The 19,145-nt window shown below is 33.3% G+C and carries 21 protein-coding genes; all 21 read left to right on the top strand.

All coding sequences use genetic code 11. The annotated features are described in order from the left end of the window. Positions 1-218, top strand: a 218-nt coding sequence (locus ACPLVF_RS01895; RefSeq protein WP_424906131.1) for a hypothetical protein, incomplete at its 5' end; no start/stop codon positions are given. Positions 219-257: 39 nt separating this feature from the next. After that, positions 258-929 (top strand): Flp pilus assembly protein CpaB, encoded by a 672-nt coding sequence (cpaB, locus tag ACPLVF_RS01900; RefSeq protein WP_424906132.1) that lies wholly within the window; start codon positions 258-260, stop codon positions 927-929. 25 nt (positions 930-954) lie between these two features. Next, a complete protein-coding gene (locus tag ACPLVF_RS01905) occupies positions 955-2,280 on the top strand; it encodes an AAA family ATPase (RefSeq protein WP_424906133.1) in 1,326 nt (441 codons plus the stop codon). A 29-nt stretch (positions 2,281-2,309) separates the two neighbouring features. After that, positions 2,310-3,602 (top strand): CpaF family protein, encoded by a 1,293-nt coding sequence (locus tag ACPLVF_RS01910; protein ID WP_424906134.1) that lies wholly within the window; start codon positions 2,310-2,312, stop codon positions 3,600-3,602. 35 nt (positions 3,603-3,637) lie between these two features. Next, positions 3,638-4,141 carry a metal-dependent hydrolase gene (locus tag ACPLVF_RS01915; RefSeq protein ID WP_424906135.1) on the top strand — a complete coding sequence of 168 codons (504 nt, stop codon included), beginning with the start codon at positions 3,638-3,640 and terminating at the stop codon, positions 4,139-4,141. A 32-nt stretch (positions 4,142-4,173) separates the two neighbouring features. Beyond that, entirely contained in the window at positions 4,174-5,067 is an 894-nt protein-coding gene (locus ACPLVF_RS01920) for a type II secretion system F family protein (protein WP_424906136.1), read from the top strand. Positions 5,068-5,092: 25 nt separating this feature from the next. Next, a complete protein-coding gene (locus ACPLVF_RS01925; RefSeq protein ID WP_424906137.1) occupies positions 5,093-5,965 on the top strand; it encodes a type II secretion system F family protein in 873 nt (290 codons plus the stop codon). 33 nt (positions 5,966-5,998) lie between these two features. Further along, positions 5,999-6,190, top strand: a complete 192-nt coding sequence (locus ACPLVF_RS01930; protein WP_424906138.1) for a hypothetical protein — start codon at positions 5,999-6,001, stop codon at positions 6,188-6,190. An 85-nt stretch (positions 6,191-6,275) separates the two neighbouring features. Continuing rightward, positions 6,276-7,103 (top strand): EAL domain-containing protein, encoded by an 828-nt coding sequence (locus ACPLVF_RS01935; RefSeq protein WP_424906139.1) that lies wholly within the window; start codon positions 6,276-6,278, stop codon positions 7,101-7,103. Next, positions 7,090-7,332, top strand: a complete 243-nt coding sequence (locus ACPLVF_RS01940; RefSeq protein WP_424906140.1) for a hypothetical protein — start codon at positions 7,090-7,092, stop codon at positions 7,330-7,332. Before ACPLVF_RS01935 ends, ACPLVF_RS01940 begins: the two co-directional genes overlap by 14 nt. Then, the gene (locus ACPLVF_RS01945) at positions 7,289-7,768 is read left to right on the top strand and encodes a hypothetical protein (protein ID WP_424906141.1); all 480 of its coding nucleotides are present in this window, start codon (positions 7,289-7,291) and stop codon (positions 7,766-7,768) included. Before ACPLVF_RS01940 ends, ACPLVF_RS01945 begins: the two co-directional genes overlap by 44 nt. A gap of 73 nt (positions 7,769-7,841) precedes the next feature. Continuing rightward, on the top strand, positions 7,842-9,833 hold the full coding sequence (locus ACPLVF_RS01950) for an ATP-dependent DNA helicase (RefSeq protein WP_424906142.1): 1,992 nt from the start codon (positions 7,842-7,844) through the stop codon (positions 9,831-9,833). 97 nt (positions 9,834-9,930) lie between these two features. Then, positions 9,931-10,299, top strand: coding sequence for a hypothetical protein (locus tag ACPLVF_RS01955; RefSeq protein ID WP_424906143.1), 369 nt, complete (start codon positions 9,931-9,933; stop codon positions 10,297-10,299). A 173-nt stretch (positions 10,300-10,472) separates the two neighbouring features. Continuing rightward, a complete protein-coding gene (locus ACPLVF_RS01960) occupies positions 10,473-12,128 on the top strand; it encodes a type IV secretory system conjugative DNA transfer family protein (RefSeq protein WP_424906144.1) in 1,656 nt (551 codons plus the stop codon). A gap of 159 nt (positions 12,129-12,287) precedes the next feature. Further along, positions 12,288-13,079, top strand: a complete 792-nt coding sequence (locus tag ACPLVF_RS01965; protein ID WP_424906145.1) for a copper amine oxidase N-terminal domain-containing protein — start codon at positions 12,288-12,290, stop codon at positions 13,077-13,079. Between the two features lie 9 nt (positions 13,080-13,088). Beyond that, positions 13,089-14,477 (top strand): Athe_2463 domain-containing protein, encoded by a 1,389-nt coding sequence (locus ACPLVF_RS01970; RefSeq protein ID WP_424906146.1) that lies wholly within the window; start codon positions 13,089-13,091, stop codon positions 14,475-14,477. A 113-nt stretch (positions 14,478-14,590) separates the two neighbouring features. After that, entirely contained in the window at positions 14,591-15,226 is a 636-nt protein-coding gene (locus ACPLVF_RS01975) for a pilus assembly protein TadG-related protein (RefSeq protein ID WP_424906147.1), read from the top strand. Between the two features lie 38 nt (positions 15,227-15,264). Next, positions 15,265-15,951: a hypothetical protein gene (locus tag ACPLVF_RS01980; RefSeq protein WP_424906148.1), complete on the top strand. Its 687-nt coding sequence runs from the start codon at positions 15,265-15,267 to the stop codon at positions 15,949-15,951. Positions 15,952-15,962: 11 nt separating this feature from the next. Continuing rightward, positions 15,963-16,805: a hypothetical protein gene (locus ACPLVF_RS01985; protein WP_424906149.1), complete on the top strand. Its 843-nt coding sequence runs from the start codon at positions 15,963-15,965 to the stop codon at positions 16,803-16,805. Between the two features lie 24 nt (positions 16,806-16,829). Continuing rightward, positions 16,830-18,209, top strand: a complete 1,380-nt coding sequence (locus ACPLVF_RS01990) for a CpaF family protein (RefSeq protein ID WP_424906150.1) — start codon at positions 16,830-16,832, stop codon at positions 18,207-18,209. Positions 18,210-18,211: 2 nt separating this feature from the next. Then, positions 18,212-19,132 carry a type II secretion system F family protein gene (locus ACPLVF_RS01995; RefSeq protein WP_424906151.1) on the top strand — a complete coding sequence of 307 codons (921 nt, stop codon included), beginning with the start codon at positions 18,212-18,214 and terminating at the stop codon, positions 19,130-19,132. Positions 19,133-19,145 lie beyond the last annotated feature (13 nt).

Below are 19,145 nucleotides of genomic sequence, written 5' to 3' on the forward strand. Positions count from 1 at the left end.
TGATAAAACCGTATATACCCGGGAGCACGTTCTTAATAGGAACTATGGGGGCAGATGAGAACGAGCTGGTAAATATATGTATAATGAAGAACGTATTGCCAATAGCAGTATTAAGCGACAGCAATAAGATAAGAGAACACCAAAAAAAGGGGACATTCCCGCAAATAAATGAATGGAATAAAATATTGGAAATAATAAAAGAATCTGCGATAAATTAAAAAAAATAATTAAATAGTTAAGGAGGAATTTAAATAGTTATGAGGAAAATAGGAGGGTTTATACAAAGGAAAAAAACAGGAGGGGCATTATTTTTACTGCTTTCTATTGTATTTGGGCTGGCAGCAGCAGGCCTCGTAATATTGGCAGGGATGAAAATAGCACCGACTGTCCCCGTACTACAAGCAGCACAGGATATTAGTCCCGGAGATCCAATAGAAGGCAAGGTAACGATTGTAAAAATGCCGAAAGCGGGACTGCCAAACGATTACATTGACCCAAATGATCCGATCGTAAAAAGGGCAGTAGCACGACATGGATTGTCGCAGGGCGATGTAATCAGGCAAAGTCATGTATTAATAGCAGGCCAAAACGATGGCGGGATATTAAGTGCAAGGCTTTTGGCTTTAAACGACCCAAGTTATAAAGCCATAGAACTGCCACCTGACTCTGCTGGAGGAATGTTAGGGGGCATAAAAGCTGGAGACAAAATAAATGTAATAAACGTGTATGAAGAAGAAAACAATGGAACGAAAATATTAAAGAGTGAAACGATATTAAGAAATGCAACTGTGATAGGGGTAAGGGCCGGAGGAGATAACACCGCTCCTTCATTGGTAATAGCGGTTAAAGACAGTGAAGCTGAAGCAATAGCACTGGCAAGGGAAAGAGGCAAAATATATGTAACGATTAATCCTATAAGTGCAAAATAATCCAATAAAATGGAGGTATACAGGGATGATAATAAGAGACGATAGAAATGTAAAAGTGATACTGGCAGATTATGATGTTCAATGGATGATGCAGGCTCAACTGCAGTTAGGCATGAACAGTATGATAAAAGTAGTTGGGCTTGCAAATTCAGGTGAGATAGCAATAAACAGAGTATTAGAAATGGGAGCCGATGCCTTGATAATAAACTATGGAATGCCAGATATGTCTGCAAAAGATATCATGCAGAGAATATCAGAGCAATCTCCTACAACGATAGTTATAGCAATATCAAGCAGTTTAACGGCGAATTTGATAGCACAAGCAAAATCGATGGGGATTGCTGAAATATTTCACAAAGAAACATTGAATTTTAAAGAATTAGCAGATTTTGTAGTAAATTGTGTAGAGGAAAGAAGGAGACAGCTGATAGAAGCAGCAGACAGGCACGGAGTAATAAGGCCACAACAACAGCAGGTAAGAAGAGAAGTAATAACATTACAACAGGCTATTATACTTGTCCATTCACCAAAGGGAGGGGTAGGCAAATCAACAGTATCATCAAATATAGCTTTAGCCATTAAAAAATCACCAATACTATCGGGGCAAAGAGTAGCGATACTTGATTTTGACTGCACATTTGGGAATTTGGCAACAATATTTGCACTAAGCAAAAGCGAAGTGCCATCGCACGATTTATCACGTTGGGAATACATGACCGAAGCAGCAACATTGGAGGAAGTTGACGAGCTTTTGATGACATCACAATCCGGAGTAAAAGTCCTCCCTGCTCCAATAAGTCCCGCAATAGCAGAAAGAATAAATGAAAAAACAGCGGAAAGAATACTAAACATACTCAAAAGGTATTATCAGTATATAGTCATTGATGGAGGGCCTAAAATATCACCGTTAGTAGATGTTTCAATGGAATATGCTACGCACATAATTTTGTTAACAACACCGGAAGGACAATCAGCAGAAAATATAGGAAGGGTAGTTTATGCAGTTAAAAACACGGAAGGATATGATTACTTATTGAGAAAAATGATGCTGGTATTAAACCGTGTTAACAAAAACAGGATAAGCGATTTAACACCCAAAGAAGTTGCGGACATAGTAGGTCTTCCTGTTTTTGAAGAACTGCCTGAAGATGATGTCGTCCCACGAGCCATAAATCAGGGCAACGGCAGGCAGGCTATAGAAATTGATCCGAACGCTCCGTTTTCTATAGCTATCAAGAGGCTAACGAACACTATAGTACCCGGTTCTTATATGAAGACAAGTGAGACAGCTGAAAAAATGGAAGAGAAAGAGAAAAAACAAAGGAGAGGAATATTTGGATTTTTAAGATAACAACAACAAGAAAGCAGAGGTGAAACTATATGCCGAGACTATATGAAATAATGGATAGTCAATACAGAAGCAATAATAATGAAATAAACTGGGCAGAACTGAGGAAAAGAGCGCAGGAAAAGATAATGGCCGAAGTGCCTCCAGAAATACTCGGTAAATACAGAGATCAGGAAGCGAAAAATATAGTAAGGAAAAAATTAACAACAATGATAGATTTAGAATACTCTGCCTTGCCTTTTAATGCAAGGCAGAGTATTATTGAAAGATTAGTCAACGAAATACAAGGGTATGGCCCTATCGAACAATTTTTAGACAACACGAACATAACAGAAATAATAGTAGAAAAATACGACAAAATAATCATTGAAGAAAACGGAGAATTAAAAGAAACAGACGTAAAATTTGACAATGAAGAGCATTTAAGGCTTGTAATAGAAAGGATCATAGCACCGATAGGCAGGAGGCTGGACTATTCAAGTCCAATGGTGGACGCAAGGTTGCCGGACGGTTCACGTGTATGTGCAGTTATACCTCCAATATCTCCTGACGGTGCAACAATAACTATAAGAAAATTCAGGCCAAACGTAAGCATAAATGACTTAGTAAGATGGGGAATGCTTCCAGAAAAATTAAAAGAGAGTTTAGCGAAATGCGTTAAAGCAAGGCTGAACATAATTATTAGCGGTGGAACAGGATCGGGTAAGACAACATTTTTAAACGCATTATCAGAATTTATTGATCCAAGGTTAAGCATAATTACAATAGAAAACCCGATAGAAATGCAGTTAAGACATCCTCATGTAAGGAGATGGGAAGCACGTCCAGCAAACATAGAAGGAGCGGGAGAAGTCAATATGATGTCGCTCGTTCAAACCGCACTTCGTTCCAGACCGGACATTATAATTGTTGGCGAAGTAAGAGGGAAGGAAGCATATGCAATGATACAGGCAATGAATACAGGGCACTTAGGCAGTATGACTACTTTACACGCAAACAACACGGCACAAGCGATGGAAAGATTAATAGCAATGGTGGCAAGTGCTCAGGAATATCCAAAAGATTTGGTGCCTTCCTTAATAGCAGAATCTGTAGATTTAGTAATACACATTATGAGGTTTCCTGATGGAAAACGCAGAGTAGTAGAAATATCAGAAGTTGTAGGTGAAAGGAATCAAAAAATTATAACGAATCTGTTAGTAAAGTTTAAAGTAGATGAATTTAAGGATAAAGAAATAATAGGGCATTGGGAAGAAACCGGCAATAAGTTTACGAAAAGAGAATTACTAAAAGAAAGGGGAGTAGACTTTGACAGCTTTCTATAAATAGAAAAGATAATAAAAGGAGGTATCAGAATAATATGACGGGTTCAACACATATATTAATAGGTGCATTAAGCGGAGTGATTCTTACAAGTAAAATGAATATAACAGGAGTTAGTGCTGCATCATTAACAGCAATATCGGCAATATCCGCTCTAATACCCGATATAGATATGCCCGGTTCAAAGATAGGGAGAAAAGCAAAGCCAGCATCTTTTATCCTAAATAAAACCGTAGGACACAGAGGTATTATGCATTCTCTTTTAGGAGCAATAATCACAGCATTTATTGTAAAGATGTATTTATCCTTGCAGCATTTTAATTATATAATTCCCGGTTTAAACGAAGCGAAAATCACAGCAGGTTTATTGATTGGCTATTTAAGCCACTTATTAGGAGATATGATGACGAAAGAAGGAATCCCTCTGCTTTATCCTTTAATAAGAAGGAAAATTAGTATTGTAGGAATAAAAAGCGGAGGTATAGCCGAACAAATTTTTAGCATTATTTTAATAATTATCATTTTCAAAATGATGATATGAATAAGCACTAAATCAAAGGGGGTTGGTAAAAGTTGTATGAAATCACAATGGCATCTCTTCTTGTATTAACGAGCGTTATACTTTTTATGCATGGATTAAAGCAAATAAAAGAAAGAGATATACAGCTCGACAGGTTTAAGCCTTACGTTTTTAGTGAACAAGAATATTTGCAGCAGGAAAGGCAAAAGAAAAAAGGGAAACAAGAACAATTGATGACAGTAGACTTAAAGAGAGAACAGAAAATAATATTAACAGCCATAGGGGTAGTAAGTTTTATTGTAATAGCTTATTCAGTAACAGGGCAATTAATAATATCGTTAATATTTGGGATAGCAGGAGTTATGCTGCCGAAATTATGGGTTGTGTGGCAAATCAGCGGTCAATGGATACAGATAGAAAGGCAATTTGAACAAGCAGCAGAACAAATGGCAGTAGTATTAAGGGCAGGAGGAGGCCTTCCTGCAGCAATAGAACGTGCAGCATTAGAGGCAAAACAACCAATCAAAGGCGAATTAGAAAGGATGTTACTAGAGATACGTGCAGGGGTACCAATAGACGAAGTATTTAAGAGAGCGTCAGAACGTATAAAAATACCAGAAATAGAAGCACTTGCTATGGTAACAAGTCTTCAAAAAAGCGGAATGGCTGTAAATGTCCCTGCAATATTGGATAGGATACAGGAAAGCATAAGGGAAAGAAGAGCATTTAAAGAACAAGTCAAAGCAATAACTGCAGAAGGAAGGTTATCGGCGACAATTGTAGGCATAGTCCCGTTCGCAACAATAGGCTTAATGAGACAAATGGTGCCTGAATACGTATCAAGTTTATTCAACACACCAGAAGGGATAATAGTGTTTATATTAGCAACAGCAATGATAATAACAGGAACTTTTTGGATAAGAAATATGATTGATGTAGAAATATAAAAAATAAAAGCAGGTGATATGAAAAATGGACAGAACGATAATAATCGCTGGATGGCTTACTTTCCTTTCAGTAGTATTTTTTGCAATGAACGTGATAATATCAAAAGAAGGGATTACTACAGCAGCACTACAGAGCAATATGAGGAATGTAAACACAAAAAGTATTATAATTAACTTATCAAACAAATTGGGTTATGATATTTCAGCTTGGTATCCGGCAGCAACTATAGAAGATTTATATAACAAACTTATGTGGGCTGGTTTCCCTTACGGCTTAACTCCACAATCTTTTTTAGGAATAAAAATACTAATAGCTGGAGCAATTCTTATATTGTCCTTTGGGCTATCTTTAGCAAATGTCCCTTTTATATTTGGGATAATATTAGCTGTTATGGGCTTTATGGCTCCAGATTTCTGGCTTTCTGCGGTTATTGAAAGAAGAAGGAAAAAGATAAGAAAAGAACTTCCATTAATGTTAGACTTTTTAATAATCGCACTAAAAGCTGGCGTTGAATTAGGCCCTGCTTTAGAGAAGGTAAGCGAACAATTAACCGGGCCATTAGGGGAAGAATTAAGGCTGACGTGGAGGGATATAGCTGTAGGGAAATCAAGGGCTGTTGCATTTAGAAACATGGCTGAAAGGATAGGATTAGATGAGATTAATAAATTTGTTCAAACAATAATAATTGCCGAAGAAAGAGGTGTTTCCAATTTAGCGGATACATTAACAATATTTAACACCGAATTAAATGAGACACGAAAAAGAAAGGCAGAAGAAGAAGCAAGGAAAGTACCTACGAAAATACTTCTTCCACTCATAGTATGCATATTCCTGCCTATGGTAGCATTATTGCTGATGCCTGTAATACAAATGATTAGTGAAATGGGATTATTTTAAAATTAAAATAAAAATAAAAAGGAGGAAAGGATAATGAAAAACATAATTGAGTACTTAAAACAATTTCACAAGGATGACAACGGAGATATTGTTCAAACAGCTATTATTATGGCTGTGATGAGTATAATTGCATTGGGAGGGTACTTGTTCCTGAAACCTAAATTGACGAATTTATTTAACAAGACAGGTTCTCAGCTGGATCAAGCAAATAACCAAAATTATTAAAAAACAATAAAAAAGAGGGTAATTATAAAAATTGCCCTCTTTTTTTATTTTTATATGAGAAGCATAAATTGAAAGGAGAAATTTAATGGATAACATAAATGCCAATAAAAAAGATATAGCCAAAATACCTTTTAAAAACAATGGCAAAGAAAACATAAATATTTACGACATAGTAAACAGGGGGGAATTATATTTCTTATACCAACCAATAATTTCGCTTAATAAAGGCCAGTTTTACGGATCAGAAGCACTAACAAGAGTAAAAGGATATAATACTGAACACATAGAAGAAATCTTTATAGATGCTGAAAGATATAACCTTTTAGAAATCCTTGAAAGAAATATATTCAAAGGGATTATAGAAGAATACCTTTTAAATCAATTACATAACTGCAATATATTTATAAACGTTACTCCAAAATCATTACATAATATAAGCGAATTAATAAAAAATGAAACGAAAAAATATAATACAAAATACAAACAATCTTACTTGAAAAAAGTTGTATTTGAGGTAACGGAATTCGTAGGAGGCAATATAGAAAAAGTAGACAGGAATATAATAGAAGAAATTAGAAGCATAGGCATAAAGATAGCAGTAGACGATGTTTTTTCTGGATATTCAAGACTTGCTTATATAGGCGAAATAAAACCTGATTACATAAAAATAGATAAGGGATATATTACAAAAGCTGCTAATGAAGAATACTGGTATAAATTATTGAAAAGGGTTATAATGCTTTCTCACTCATTAAGAGCAAAAACAGTAATAGAAGGAATAGAAACAGAAAAAGAATTAATAACAGCAAAGGAATTAAAAGCCGACTATGGGCAAGGTTTTTATATATCATATCCTGTACCACTAATGAATATCAAGAGAAAAATACGAGGGAATAATTATGATAATTGTTGATTTTAACTTTGATGAAAACAAAAAATTAGGGAAATGCGTAGTAGAATATTTTGAAGATTACGAAGATGATATAGGGGAAAGAGAATGCTATTTCAAATTAATAGAAAACGCAGAAATCTACAATAAAATATCCGATTTTATAGAGAAAAACGGTTTTCCTGATTTACACCCTACAAATTATAAGGATGCTTATAAAGAATATCCACTTTTCATGTTTAAGAAGGATTGAAGAAGTCCCATGCGAAAGGATACTGGGGAATGGCTGGGCAAATATACCACTTGAAGAAGTAAGGGGGAGTTACCCTAAACCTTCAAAAGTTTTTAGAGTACTTATTGGGTATTTAAATTTAAACAGCGAGTGCAGGGACACAAGAAACAACATGCAGCCTATTCCGGTTTACAAAATATTTGACGAATATTTTTGCGAAGAAGGTAATCACAGACTATATGTGGCAAGACTTTTGGGTTTACCGAAAATAAAGGCAGAAGTATATGAAATAGACTATACGGAATTTCTGGGAAAATCAAAAATATTCAATTATGGAGGGGGATACTATATAGGGGTACTAAAAGACAACAACGATAGTTATTTTCTATATCCTGTAGATAAAGAGCAGGCAGAAAATTATATAAAACTTAAAAATGGAACAAAAAGTTTAAAATAAAAGGATAATAAAAATAATCTCCTTTCAAAGCAAGGGAGAGATTTTTTGTATTGACGAGAGAAGGTGAAAAAAAATGATTTTAAATATAAAAGACATATATGAAAATATATTGCCTAAGTATGGTAAAAACAAAAGGGCAGCACAAATAGAAATGTCGAATCAGGTAGAAAAAATCTTGAACAACAACAAAAAAGGGATAATAGAAGCAGGAACAGGGACGGGCAAAACATTAGCATATATACTTCCTATAATAAATAAGGCATTAACAACTCGTAAACCGATAATTATATCAACAAGCACAAAAGCATTACAAAATCAGCTTATAGAAAAAGACCTGCCTGAAATATCAAACATACTGATGTTAGAGGGATTGATAAAAGAACCTATAAAATCATTAGCAATAAAGGGCAGGGAAAATTACATATGTATTAAAAAAGTATTTAACATGATGTTGGCAAGCACAGGAGAAATATATGAAAAATACCTATCAATAATGGAGGCTTATAAACACAAAAAAGCGTTTGAAAAAGAACAGTATGGCAGGGAATATGAGAGGTTGTTAAAACAGATGGAACCCGAAAACTGCAAAAGATGTGAACAAGAAAAATGCCTGTATAAAGAACTAAGACAAAACATAACAAATTACAATTACGACATACTTGTTGTAAACCACAACTATCTCTTAGCATGTTTAAAAGAATCGCAAATTGATTTAGAAAAATATGGAGGCATAATAATAGATGAAGCTCATGACATAGAAAGTGCAGCACAAAGCATATATACAAAAAGTCTGACAATATCAGAAATAAAAGACATTATAAGAGTATGCAAACAAAGAAAAATAAACATAAAAACAACTGAAACAGTAGTAGATGCACTAATATACCAAGTAAAGAATCAGGCAAAAAACGATATGGAATACAATAACCAAACAGAAATATATTTAGAACTATCACCGGAAACAAAAGAAGAAATAAAAAAAGCAGAAGAGGAATTAATAAAAGAAATAAAATACAATATGGCATTAATAAAAAACGAAAAACTGTGCAAGAAAGTAGAAAAATTAAACGATATATTAAAAAACATTGCTGGAACAGAAGAATATATAACATGGATAACTAAAACAAAAAATAAAATTGAGATAAACGTAATGCCTAAAAACATATCGGAGAAACTATACAACATATTGCTAAAAGAAGACATTCCAATAGTAATGACATCTGCAACAATAGGAATACCGTATAAAAAAGACATTAATGAGAGATATGATTATTTTTTAATCAACAGTGGAATGTATAAAGTGAGCACTAAAAAATATGAACAACCTTTATTCTTTCCCTCACCGTACAGCATTCGAGAAGACCAAGTAGGAATATATTATGAAGAAAAAATAAAGTATAAAGACCCCGAGAGTGACGCAGAAGAATACATAAAATATTTGGATAAAAAAGCAGAACGCATTGTAGAAATAATAGAAAAAACAAAAGGAAGAGCGTTAATATTATTTACATCATATAATACGATGAAATACACCTATAATAAGATTAAAGACAGGATAAAGGAAAGAGGGTATAATGCGTATATTCAAGACAAGAACTCCAACAAGACAGAACTGATAAGAAAATTTACAGAAGATGAATCATCCTGTTTGTTTGCGACCGGGGTTTTTTGGAAGGGAATAGACGTAAAAGGGCCTGCATTATCAGCTGTAATAATAGACAAGCTGCCATTTCCGGTTCCCACTCCAATAATAGAGCAAAAAGCGGAAGAATACGCGGAATATCAAGGGATAGATAGAACGGAAGCACTAAAAGAAATACAAAAAATAATAATGTCTATAGAATTAAATCAAGGGGCAGGTAGGCTTATAAGAAGCGAAAGTGACAGGGGCATAATAGCGATATTAGACAGCAGGGCCAAAGAACGATACTACAATGAAGTAAAAAACAGCCTGCCTAAAGGCAAAGAAATCACAACAAATGAAATAACAAAATATACGGAGGAAGACATATTAACAAAACTTTTGAACGAAAGCGAAAACAATGTATTTAAAATACGTATATAAAAGTAAAGCAACATATATAAAAGTAAAGCAATGTATATAAAAATATTGCAATATATATACAAAACTGTTATAATGGAATTAGAGAGGTGATAAAAAAATGATCCAAGAAAATAAGAAAATGAGCATAAGAGAAATGGCTGAAATGCAGAGGAAAGAAGAGGAAGAAATAAAAAACAGGCTGATTGAGATACATGAAGGCCTGCTCAAGACGAGCAATATATCAGAAGCAGGGCGATTATTTATAGAATGGAATAAGGAAAAGAACTATGAAACCATATATTTTAACAGCCTTGCCTGCACCTTATCAATACACAAAGATGATTTAAATGAAACGGACTGGGGAAAATATTACACGATATCTGAAGATGGTTTGAACTATGATGATGACTACGTTTATTTAGCAAAGGACAAACAACTAGTAGAAGAAGAATTTTGGGATTACTGTGAATACTGCAAGAACCGGTAATACTAAAACACGGCTGATCAAGCACTATACAAAAAGTGTAGTGCTTTATATTTTTATAGAGGTTGCCTCAAAAACCGCTTGCCGGGGCTGAGGCAGCATAAAGGGCGGAATACAAATACCCCGGCCATCTAAATTTGTGCAGTTTAGCACGGTTTAGATGATCTTGTTGAAGAATGAATGACAAAGAAAATATAAAAAGATACCCTGATAGAAGTAATTACGTTTTTACGGCTATATTTGCTTTTACATTATCTTTATTAATTTTGTTTCACATTATTCAAGGATACTGTCTTGTAAAATACAAATATGCTAAAGATTTATGGACAGCAATAGGAATTTATTATATAAACCGCATCAGCGGGAAACCGTTGAATGCAGCAGAAAAGATGTCGTTAACAATAACAACCGTTATACTGCTTTCTTTATTGGTAATTGCAGTTATTGTTTTAGTAAAAATACAAAATAAATTACGTGCAATACAAAAGACAAAATTGATAAAGAAGAGGGAGGCAAGTGAAAAAGGGAGTGCCGAATGGGCAGAAATAAACGACCTAAGGCAGAATGGGATAATAGGAGAAGATGGCGTAATAGTAGGATACAAAAAAACATTGCAGGGGATAAATGAAATAAGGCTTACACAAAAGACTTCATTTGAGCATGTAGCGGTAATAGGGCCGACCGGATGTGGCAAAACATCAACAATATTTATACCCAACCTTATGGTACTTCCCGAAGATGTTTCTGCAATAGTAACCGATCCAAAAGGAGAAATAGAAAAGTTAACCGAAAAAGCTTTAAAAAACAGAGGTTATAATATCTATAAGTTAAATATGATAGATGATGGAGAAACGAACGTATATAATTTCCTGCACTTAGCGAAAAACGAAGTAGAAATATCTGAATTAGCAGATATAACGCTAAGGAACGGTTATTCATCGTTAGGTCAAGCTGGGGATACGCAATGGATTAATTTTTCGCAACCCTTATGGGAAGCAGCACTCTTAGCAGAAAAGGAAATGGCACAGATTGAAGACAGGATACCAACAATAAACAAAGCATATGAAATTATTGCAGAGCATACAGAAAAAGAGAGAGCAGAAATATTTAAATCTATCGGAGGAGAAGCATATAAAAGATATTTGGTATATGCACAATCCATACAATCACCGGAAACATCGGCATCTATAAGGTCTGTTTTGTTATCATCGTTAAGGACTTTCACAAGGAAGGATGTAAGAAGGATAATAGAGGGGAATGACGACAATGAAATTAATATGATACGACCTGAAGAATTAAGAAAAGAAAAAACAGTTATATTTATACAAATACCTGAAAGGAAGGCAGAATTATTAAAACCCATATCGGCAACATTATACTGGCAGATATTAGAGCATATCATTGACATAAAAGGCAGGCCTGTATTTTTCTTTTTAGATGAATTCCCCAATATAGGCAAAATACCGGGTTTTGCACAAATAGCAGCAACGGTAAGGTCAAGGCAAATATCTCTAATTATAGGGATGCAAGGGATAGAACAATTAACAAGGGAATACACAAAGGAAGAACAAATAGATATATTAAACAACATGAAAACAAAAATATTTTTCTCTGGAGTAACAGGAGAAACAGGGCAGTATTTTACATCCATAGCAGGGTATTCAACAATTAAATGGAATGAAGATTACAAGGAAAGAAGGGAACTATTGACTCCTGATGAATTAAGAAGAATACCGCAGGACAAAATAGTAATTGTAGCAAACAACATAAACCCAATAATGCTTGATGCGATACCGTATTACAAAAATAAAAAATACAGCAGAGAAATATAACAAAATAGGGTATTGAAAAGTAATACAGAATAAATTATAATAGTTATAGAGGCAAAATATAAAAAAAAATAGGAACAAAAAAGACTACAAATCCCTCTCATTGAAAAAATGAGGGGGATTATATTTTATTTGAGAAAGGAAAAAAGGAGGAAGTATCAAATGAAAAGAAAAATAATATTCATGATGGCTTCAATGCTGGCTGCGGCTTTAATATTAAGCACCGCAGTTTATGGAGCAACAAAAGATATAGTTATAAAGATTGACGGGCAGGTAGTAACACCACCCGATGCAAAACCGTTTATTCAAAACGGGAGGACACTTGTACCTATAAGGTTTGTATCCGAAAACTTGGGAGCAACCGTGGATTATAAAAAAGAATATGGATATGAAAAAGTATATATCAAGAAAAACGACCGATCAATCGAAATGACAATAGGGGACAATAACATAAAAATAAATAGCACTGTAGTGACATATGAAGTAGCTCCGATAATTAAAGATGATAGAACTTTCGTCCCAGTAAGAGTAGTAAGCGAATCACTAGGCTACTTTGTAGGATGGGATGAAAAAACCTTAACCGTATTAATAGACACACAGAAACCGTTAACCAATACCATAATAGGATATGTAGGAAGTCAAGGATTCTGCTATCAATATACTTATGATACACAAAACAAAGCATATTGTAAGCATTATATTACTCTTGATTTATCGTATCCGATAGAACCTCAGTACACTGATACTGCGTATGTTTTAAACTATTTGAAAAACAATGAAAAAGATCCTAAATTGAATGATGCAACAGTAAAAGAAATAATGGATTATATAAAACAAAAAAACTACTATAAACAAAACCTACCAGACAAATATATATATACCGAAAAGTATAAAATTTATATAGGCTCAAGAACATACAACTATATTATCAGTATATTGTTCTTTGAAAGGTAGGTTAAAGAAATGGATAAAAACAAATTAAAAGCAATACTTTCTTTAATAGTAATACTTTTTATGCTTTTTAATGATACAACACTGATTGCATTACCGCTTAATTATTACCAAGTTTTAAATCGACCAAACCTCAACAATTTCTTGTTAGAAATAAATAAAGACATTAAGGAAAGGTATGGAGTAGAGGACTATTTTGATGAAGAAAATGTAGAAGGTGTACCCATAAACAAAGACATGTATGCAGATAGAGGGCTTCTTATATATGGATCACCATTCGGAGAAGTAAAAGAAGGCAGAAAGCGGTTTTTAGGTTATACAATGGAAGGCGATTATTTCACAAACGAATATTTCCCCGATGATTTATGGAAAGGCGGGAATTTAGAAGATAGAAACTGGATAAAAGAACCTTGGAAACAAGGCCTGAACTTTAGAGGAAAACAAATCCAACAAAATAAAATTGACGGTAATACCGTTCTTGACGAATCCATAAAAAAAGGGCTTGCTTATTTCTATGAACCAGATGGAAAATTTTCATATTCAAAAAGCAAGCTCCAATGGAGCCAATACGTTCATGTTCTGCAACCACCAACAAAATGGACATGGGGAATAGGTGTAGCATGGCACAACATGGACGGTAAAACATGGTATAAGACTATACCAATGGCACCATTTGACATGCCTCCTCCTGTAAACTTGACTGTACAAATATATGACTATAAGAACAAGCTAAAAGTAGGAAGCAGTTACATATATAAAGCGAAAATAGAAAACGAAAACGGAAGTGAAATAAAGACATTAGTTAAATGGACTATAAATGGGCAGACAGTAAAACAAGAAGACATTAGCTTTGCAAAAGGAGAAAAAGAAAAATATACAAATATAACCTATACAATGCAGGAAAGCAGTCCGTCAATTGTAAAAATAGCAGTAGAGGTCAATCCTGATAAGAATAAACCTGACAATGAAACAAACTATGATGACAATAAAGATCAGATAGAAATAGAAAAAGAGCTGTTGATAAAACCGGATTTAGCATTAATGATAGACAGCTATACAGATATGTTAAGTCCGGGTGAAAAATTTACCTACAGGTGCAAGATAACAAACAAAAACGGTGATGCTTTAACAACGAACGTTATATGGCAAATAAACGGCAATATAGTAAAAAAAGAAGATATAACCTTCTCAAAAGGGGAAAAAATAAAATACTCAAGCTATACTTATACGATGAGCAGCAGTTCTCCAAAGACATTAACTATAAAAGCAACAGTAAACCCTGACAAGAACAAACCTTCTAACGAAGAAACATACAGTAATAACAGCGATGCGGTAACAACAATAAAGGATATACCCGATACTTCTCCGGGCGGGGGAGAAGAAAGCGGGCTGATAAAATAAAGACATGATAGTCAAAAGGGCTTCTATGCTTTATATAATAGATAGAAGCCCTTTTTATATTTACGTATTAAATGAGAAGTAGAAAAAAAGGAAAGGAGCAATAAGGGGATATAATGAAAATCACAGATAAGATAAATAACAAAAAAGGACAACTAATGCCGTTTATTGCCATACTAATGATATTATTGATACTATATACAGCTTTTCAATTTGGATTAATGGGCATGTATTTAACAAGGACAAAGATAAGGGATGCAGTAGACGCAGCAGCTTTGGCAGCCATAGCAAATGCTAAAAGGACGAGCAAGGCAACGTATTTATATGAACGCAGGGTATATCTTGGCGATCTGAATGGGAATGGTAAGAGAGACCCATCAGAGTATGAATGGCAGCCAAGAAGCAGGGATTATAAGGATTACATAACAATAGACAGCAATATATCAAAAAGCATAGCGGAAGAATATTTAGCTAAAAACCTTGTAACAGCTGGCATAAAACATGCTGAAATAAAAAATCTTAAAGTAAATGTAAAAAAAGACAACACAAGGTTAAAAACGATAGTTGTAAACAGGCCCCACTTTGAAGGTGTATATAGTTACACAGAAGCGTTTCCTGCTTATGTTGATGTGGAAGTAACAGCAACCGTAGAGGTTCCGGTGAGTATGGGAGTATTTTTTAAAAAAGAAAAAACACCTATTACAGTAACTGCAACAGCAAGAAAACGTTTGCAGATTCCTTACAGGGATTGATATTAAAAAAATAAAAGAAGGAGGAATATACAAAAAATATGTTGAAGAAATTACTGTCTGCAATTGGATTTGCCTTACTGGCAATATCTCTTATATTTTACATTTGGGCAGGAGCGATAGTTAGCGAAAAACAAAATGTCATAGCATTATATTCTACAAAAGATATCTCCTATGGGACTACGATAAAAACAGCAGAAGAAGCGAGAGGTTATATATGCATAAAAGAGGTGCCAAAATACTTGGTTACCAAAGGTGCGATAACAGCTGAAATAAATAGTGGAATAACATCAATATTGCCTACTTTTATCAGAGACATATTGCAAAGACTCGGTGTAGCAACATATACCGACAGAAAAATGGCAGAAGAACAATTAATAAATCAGTGCATAGGAAAGATGTTTCAGGAAAATATAAACCAAAATCAGCAAATAACAAGTGATATGATGGTAGATGCCAATAGTGTTTTTAACAAAGGCATAGGCATGTATTCTATACTAATAGAGAGTACGAATATAGGTGGAGGCACTATAAACAACGGTGAAAGCGTAGATATATGGGTATCTCCAGCAAGCGGGCAATCTTATCCTCTGTTCAGGCAGATTAATGTTATACAAGTTAACAAAGCAGGGGACAAATATTTAATAACGTTTTATATGGATGATAACCAGATATCGACAATAGAAAATGCAGTAAAAATAGGAAAAATATTTTTAGTAAAAAGGTGAGGATGATAAAAATGATAATAACAGTATGGGGACAAGGAGGAAATGTTGGTAAAAGCGTAATTTCACTAATATTATCAAGATTTCTCGGCAAAGATAAAGATAAAAAAGAAAACAAAAAAAATAATGTACTATTAATCGATTTGGATTTAAAAAACCCTTCGCAAAACATTTATCATAATGACATAAAAAACACAGCAACTATAGATAACATTTTAAACTACGTTAATATTACCAATAATTTAGAAAAAATAATTGTAAACAATGTAATAAGCCACAAGGATCATGACGTTTTATATGGCACTAAAATGCCTGAAAAGAGCTTATATATTCAACCAGAACCGCTTCAAAGAATAATTGAAGAAGCCGAAAAATTATATAAATCAATTGTAATTGACACGCATAATGTAATTGACAATGCAGGAACATATATAGCTATAGAAAAAGCAGACTTAATAATAACAGTCGTTACACAAAACATAAAAGACATTATTTTATTTAATCAAAATCACATTTTCAAAGGCCTTACGGAAGATAAGGCTATCAAATATGTAATAAACAAATATGATGAAAAAAGCAAATTAGATATTAATACAATTAAAGAACTCATCCAAACAGATAGTATCTATACAGTTCCAGAATTTACATCAATGTTAGCAGACATGGTAAATGCAAGAATGTTGCACAGCATACCATTAGAAGAGGCAGAGATGAAGGAAATCAATAATAGCATTTCATTTTTAGTTAGAGATAAAGACAATGAAGGAGAAACAGCATACAATCCTGATATAGATGAAATAAAAACAACAAAAAAGAAGCGAAGCATATTTAATTTTGGTAAGTTAAACATCTTCTAAAAGATCGTTCAGGGGGCAAGCATAATGAAAAACTTAAAATATTATATAGGGGAAACACAGGAAGAAAAATTTGATATAAATAAAATAATGCATAAAAAAGCATGTTATTATGAAGATGGTTTAGAGGATCGTCTTTATGAGCAAATAGAAACAGAAGTTATTGAAATGCTAACAAATTACATAGGGACTAACAAAGAAGTAGAAATGCATCATGAAACGATGATAGAAGCCTCCCTTGGAAGTGAAGATGCAGAAAAAATAATAAAAAACAAGATTAAAGACATAATATCAAAAAAACATAGGACATTACCAATTGATAGAATCGAAAAATATACCAAAAAGATATACGAAGAAAATTATGGTTATGGGCCGATACATGATTTAATAAAAAATCCCGAAATAAATGAAATATGGGTAAACGGAGCCAGTCATATATACATAGAAAAAATGGGTAAAAAATATCGAGTTAACAAATGTTTTAAATCTGATGAAGATGTAATAAGAGTAATAAGATTACTACTTGCACAAGACAAAATAGACATAAACGCACAGCAACCAATGCATGAAGCAAAATTAAAGGATGGGACAAGAATAACCGCACTAATACCTCCAGTAGCTAAAAAACCATATATAAATATAAGAAAATTTAAGGCATTTAGTCCAACAACAGATAATTTGATAAAAGCAGGAACATTAACAGAAGAAATGGTAGAATGGCTAAGCAAGATCGTAAAAGGAAGAGCGAACATATTAATCATTGGTGAAGCAGGAGCAGGCAAAACGAGCCTGTTAAAATGGCTTATAAACTTTGTCAACCCTGAATTGAGAATAGGTACGCTTGAAACAGATTTTGAATTAAATCTTGAAGAAATATATCCTGAGAGAAATATATTCTCATATGAGGAACATATAGAATTAAACATTACGTTAAACGATCTTTTTAGGAAATGCCTAAGAAGCTCACCCGATATAATAATTGTTGGTGAAGCGAGAGGAGTTGAAGCAGACGAAATGATACGTGCAATGAGACGTGGGCATCCGGGAAGTATGTCTACAATACACACAAACTCTCCGGAAACAGCTATAGATGACATCGCAGAAATGATTAACGAAGATGGCAAACGAAGAGATCCTGTACAATTAAGATTTAGAGTAGCGTCTGCAATTGATGTAATAATACAAATACACAGAATGCATGATGGGGTAAGGAGAGTAACAAGGATAACAGAAGTCATTAGTGATTTTAAAACACAAGAATATAGATTCAATGATATATTCTTATACAAAATAGACCCGGAAAAACCTTATATAGGACAATTTGAAAAAGTGGGGAATATAAGTGATAAATTAAGAAATAAACTGAACTTTTATGGTTTATCTATACAAGAATTGGAGGGATTATAACAATGAATGAATCTCTTTTTACAAAAATGTCATATACAACATTTATAGCAGGTATTTTAGTATTCGTTATAATAAAAGTATATGAAATATTCTCACAAAGAAGAATAAAACGTTTATTAGGATTTAACAGAAAACAAGAGAAAATAATAGATGCAATTATACATAAAAGCAGGATATTAAGGAAATACATGTACAATATGGAACAGGCACTAGCATACTTAAACAATGATAAGATATCGGCAGAAAACATTATAAAAATACAATTGTTTTTGCTTTTTATTTCCTTTGGATTAACGATATATCTTCGTAATATATATATATTCATTCCTATGACAATATTATTTTTATGGGTACCGTTAATGATAATAAACGAAATAAAAAATAGGGCTATTGATGCTTATGATAAACAGGTATTAGATTTTATTCAAATATTTTCATCGGAACTTGCAGCAACAAAGAGTGTGATAAAAGCACTGGAAAAAACAACAAAAAGAATAGAACCACCATTAAGATATGAACTAGAAAAATTGGTTTTAGCAATACATACTGGAGAAAACCCGACAAAAGCATTAAACAAATTTAAAATAAGAGTAGAGAATAAATGGATAAAAATGTTATCAAACCTAATAAGCATATATTATGAAAAAGGCGGGGAATTAGTGCCATATATAATAAGATTGGGAGAAGACATTACAAACGAAAAAATAATAATACAAAAAAATAAAACAGAAATAACAACGATGAGGTTAACAAATACTGTAATTAATTCACTACTACCTTTGTTTTTGGTCATTAATATTGTCTTAAATCCACAAAGCATAGAGTTTTTCAAAAATACAGCAACGGGCAAAATACTCCTTACGATTACTGTAATTTTAACACTAATATCCTTTTATCTAACACAAATGATTGTAGAAAGTTAAAAAATGGAGCTGA

It is taken from the genome of Thermovenabulum sp. (genome assembly GCF_049701175.1).
Classification (GTDB): Bacteria; Bacillota; Thermosediminibacteria; order Thermosediminibacterales; family Thermosediminibacteraceae; genus Thermovenabulum.

What these genes read in the sequence shown, in the direction of transcription:
- ACPLVF_RS01970 (WP_424906146.1), top strand. Translation starts at nt 13,089, where the DNA reads ATGGATAAAAACAAATTAAAAGCAATACTTTCTTTAATAGTAATACTT.
- ACPLVF_RS01990 (WP_424906150.1), top strand. Translation starts at nt 16,830, where the DNA reads ATGAAAAACTTAAAATATTATATAGGGGAAACACAGGAAGAAAAATTT.
- ACPLVF_RS01980 (WP_424906148.1), top strand. Translation starts at nt 15,265, where the DNA reads ATGTTGAAGAAATTACTGTCTGCAATTGGATTTGCCTTACTGGCAATA.
- ACPLVF_RS01935 (WP_424906139.1), top strand. Translation starts at nt 6,276, where the DNA reads ATGGATAACATAAATGCCAATAAAAAAGATATAGCCAAAATACCTTTT.
- ACPLVF_RS01905 (WP_424906133.1), top strand. Translation starts at nt 955, where the DNA reads ATGATAATAAGAGACGATAGAAATGTAAAAGTGATACTGGCAGATTAT.
- ACPLVF_RS01925 (WP_424906137.1), top strand. Translation starts at nt 5,093, where the DNA reads ATGGACAGAACGATAATAATCGCTGGATGGCTTACTTTCCTTTCAGTA.
- ACPLVF_RS01985 (WP_424906149.1), top strand. Translation starts at nt 15,963, where the DNA reads ATGATAATAACAGTATGGGGACAAGGAGGAAATGTTGGTAAAAGCGTA.
- ACPLVF_RS01950 (WP_424906142.1), top strand. Translation starts at nt 7,842, where the DNA reads ATGATTTTAAATATAAAAGACATATATGAAAATATATTGCCTAAGTAT.
- ACPLVF_RS01915 (WP_424906135.1), top strand. Translation starts at nt 3,638, where the DNA reads ATGACGGGTTCAACACATATATTAATAGGTGCATTAAGCGGAGTGATT.
- ACPLVF_RS01995 (WP_424906151.1), top strand. Translation starts at nt 18,212, where the DNA reads ATGAATGAATCTCTTTTTACAAAAATGTCATATACAACATTTATAGCA.
- ACPLVF_RS01965 (WP_424906145.1), top strand. Translation starts at nt 12,288, where the DNA reads ATGAAAAGAAAAATAATATTCATGATGGCTTCAATGCTGGCTGCGGCT.
- ACPLVF_RS01945 (WP_424906141.1), top strand. Translation starts at nt 7,289, where the DNA reads ATGCTTATAAAGAATATCCACTTTTCATGTTTAAGAAGGATTGAAGAA.
- ACPLVF_RS01955 (WP_424906143.1), top strand. Translation starts at nt 9,931, where the DNA reads ATGATCCAAGAAAATAAGAAAATGAGCATAAGAGAAATGGCTGAAATG.
- ACPLVF_RS01975 (WP_424906147.1), top strand. Translation starts at nt 14,591, where the DNA reads ATGAAAATCACAGATAAGATAAATAACAAAAAAGGACAACTAATGCCG.
- ACPLVF_RS01930 (WP_424906138.1), top strand. Translation starts at nt 5,999, where the DNA reads ATGAAAAACATAATTGAGTACTTAAAACAATTTCACAAGGATGACAAC.
- ACPLVF_RS01910 (WP_424906134.1), top strand. Translation starts at nt 2,310, where the DNA reads ATGCCGAGACTATATGAAATAATGGATAGTCAATACAGAAGCAATAAT.
- cpaB (WP_424906132.1), top strand. Translation starts at nt 258, where the DNA reads ATGAGGAAAATAGGAGGGTTTATACAAAGGAAAAAAACAGGAGGGGCA.
- ACPLVF_RS01960 (WP_424906144.1), top strand. Translation starts at nt 10,473, where the DNA reads ATGAATGACAAAGAAAATATAAAAAGATACCCTGATAGAAGTAATTAC.
- ACPLVF_RS01940 (WP_424906140.1), top strand. Translation starts at nt 7,090, where the DNA reads ATGATAATTGTTGATTTTAACTTTGATGAAAACAAAAAATTAGGGAAA.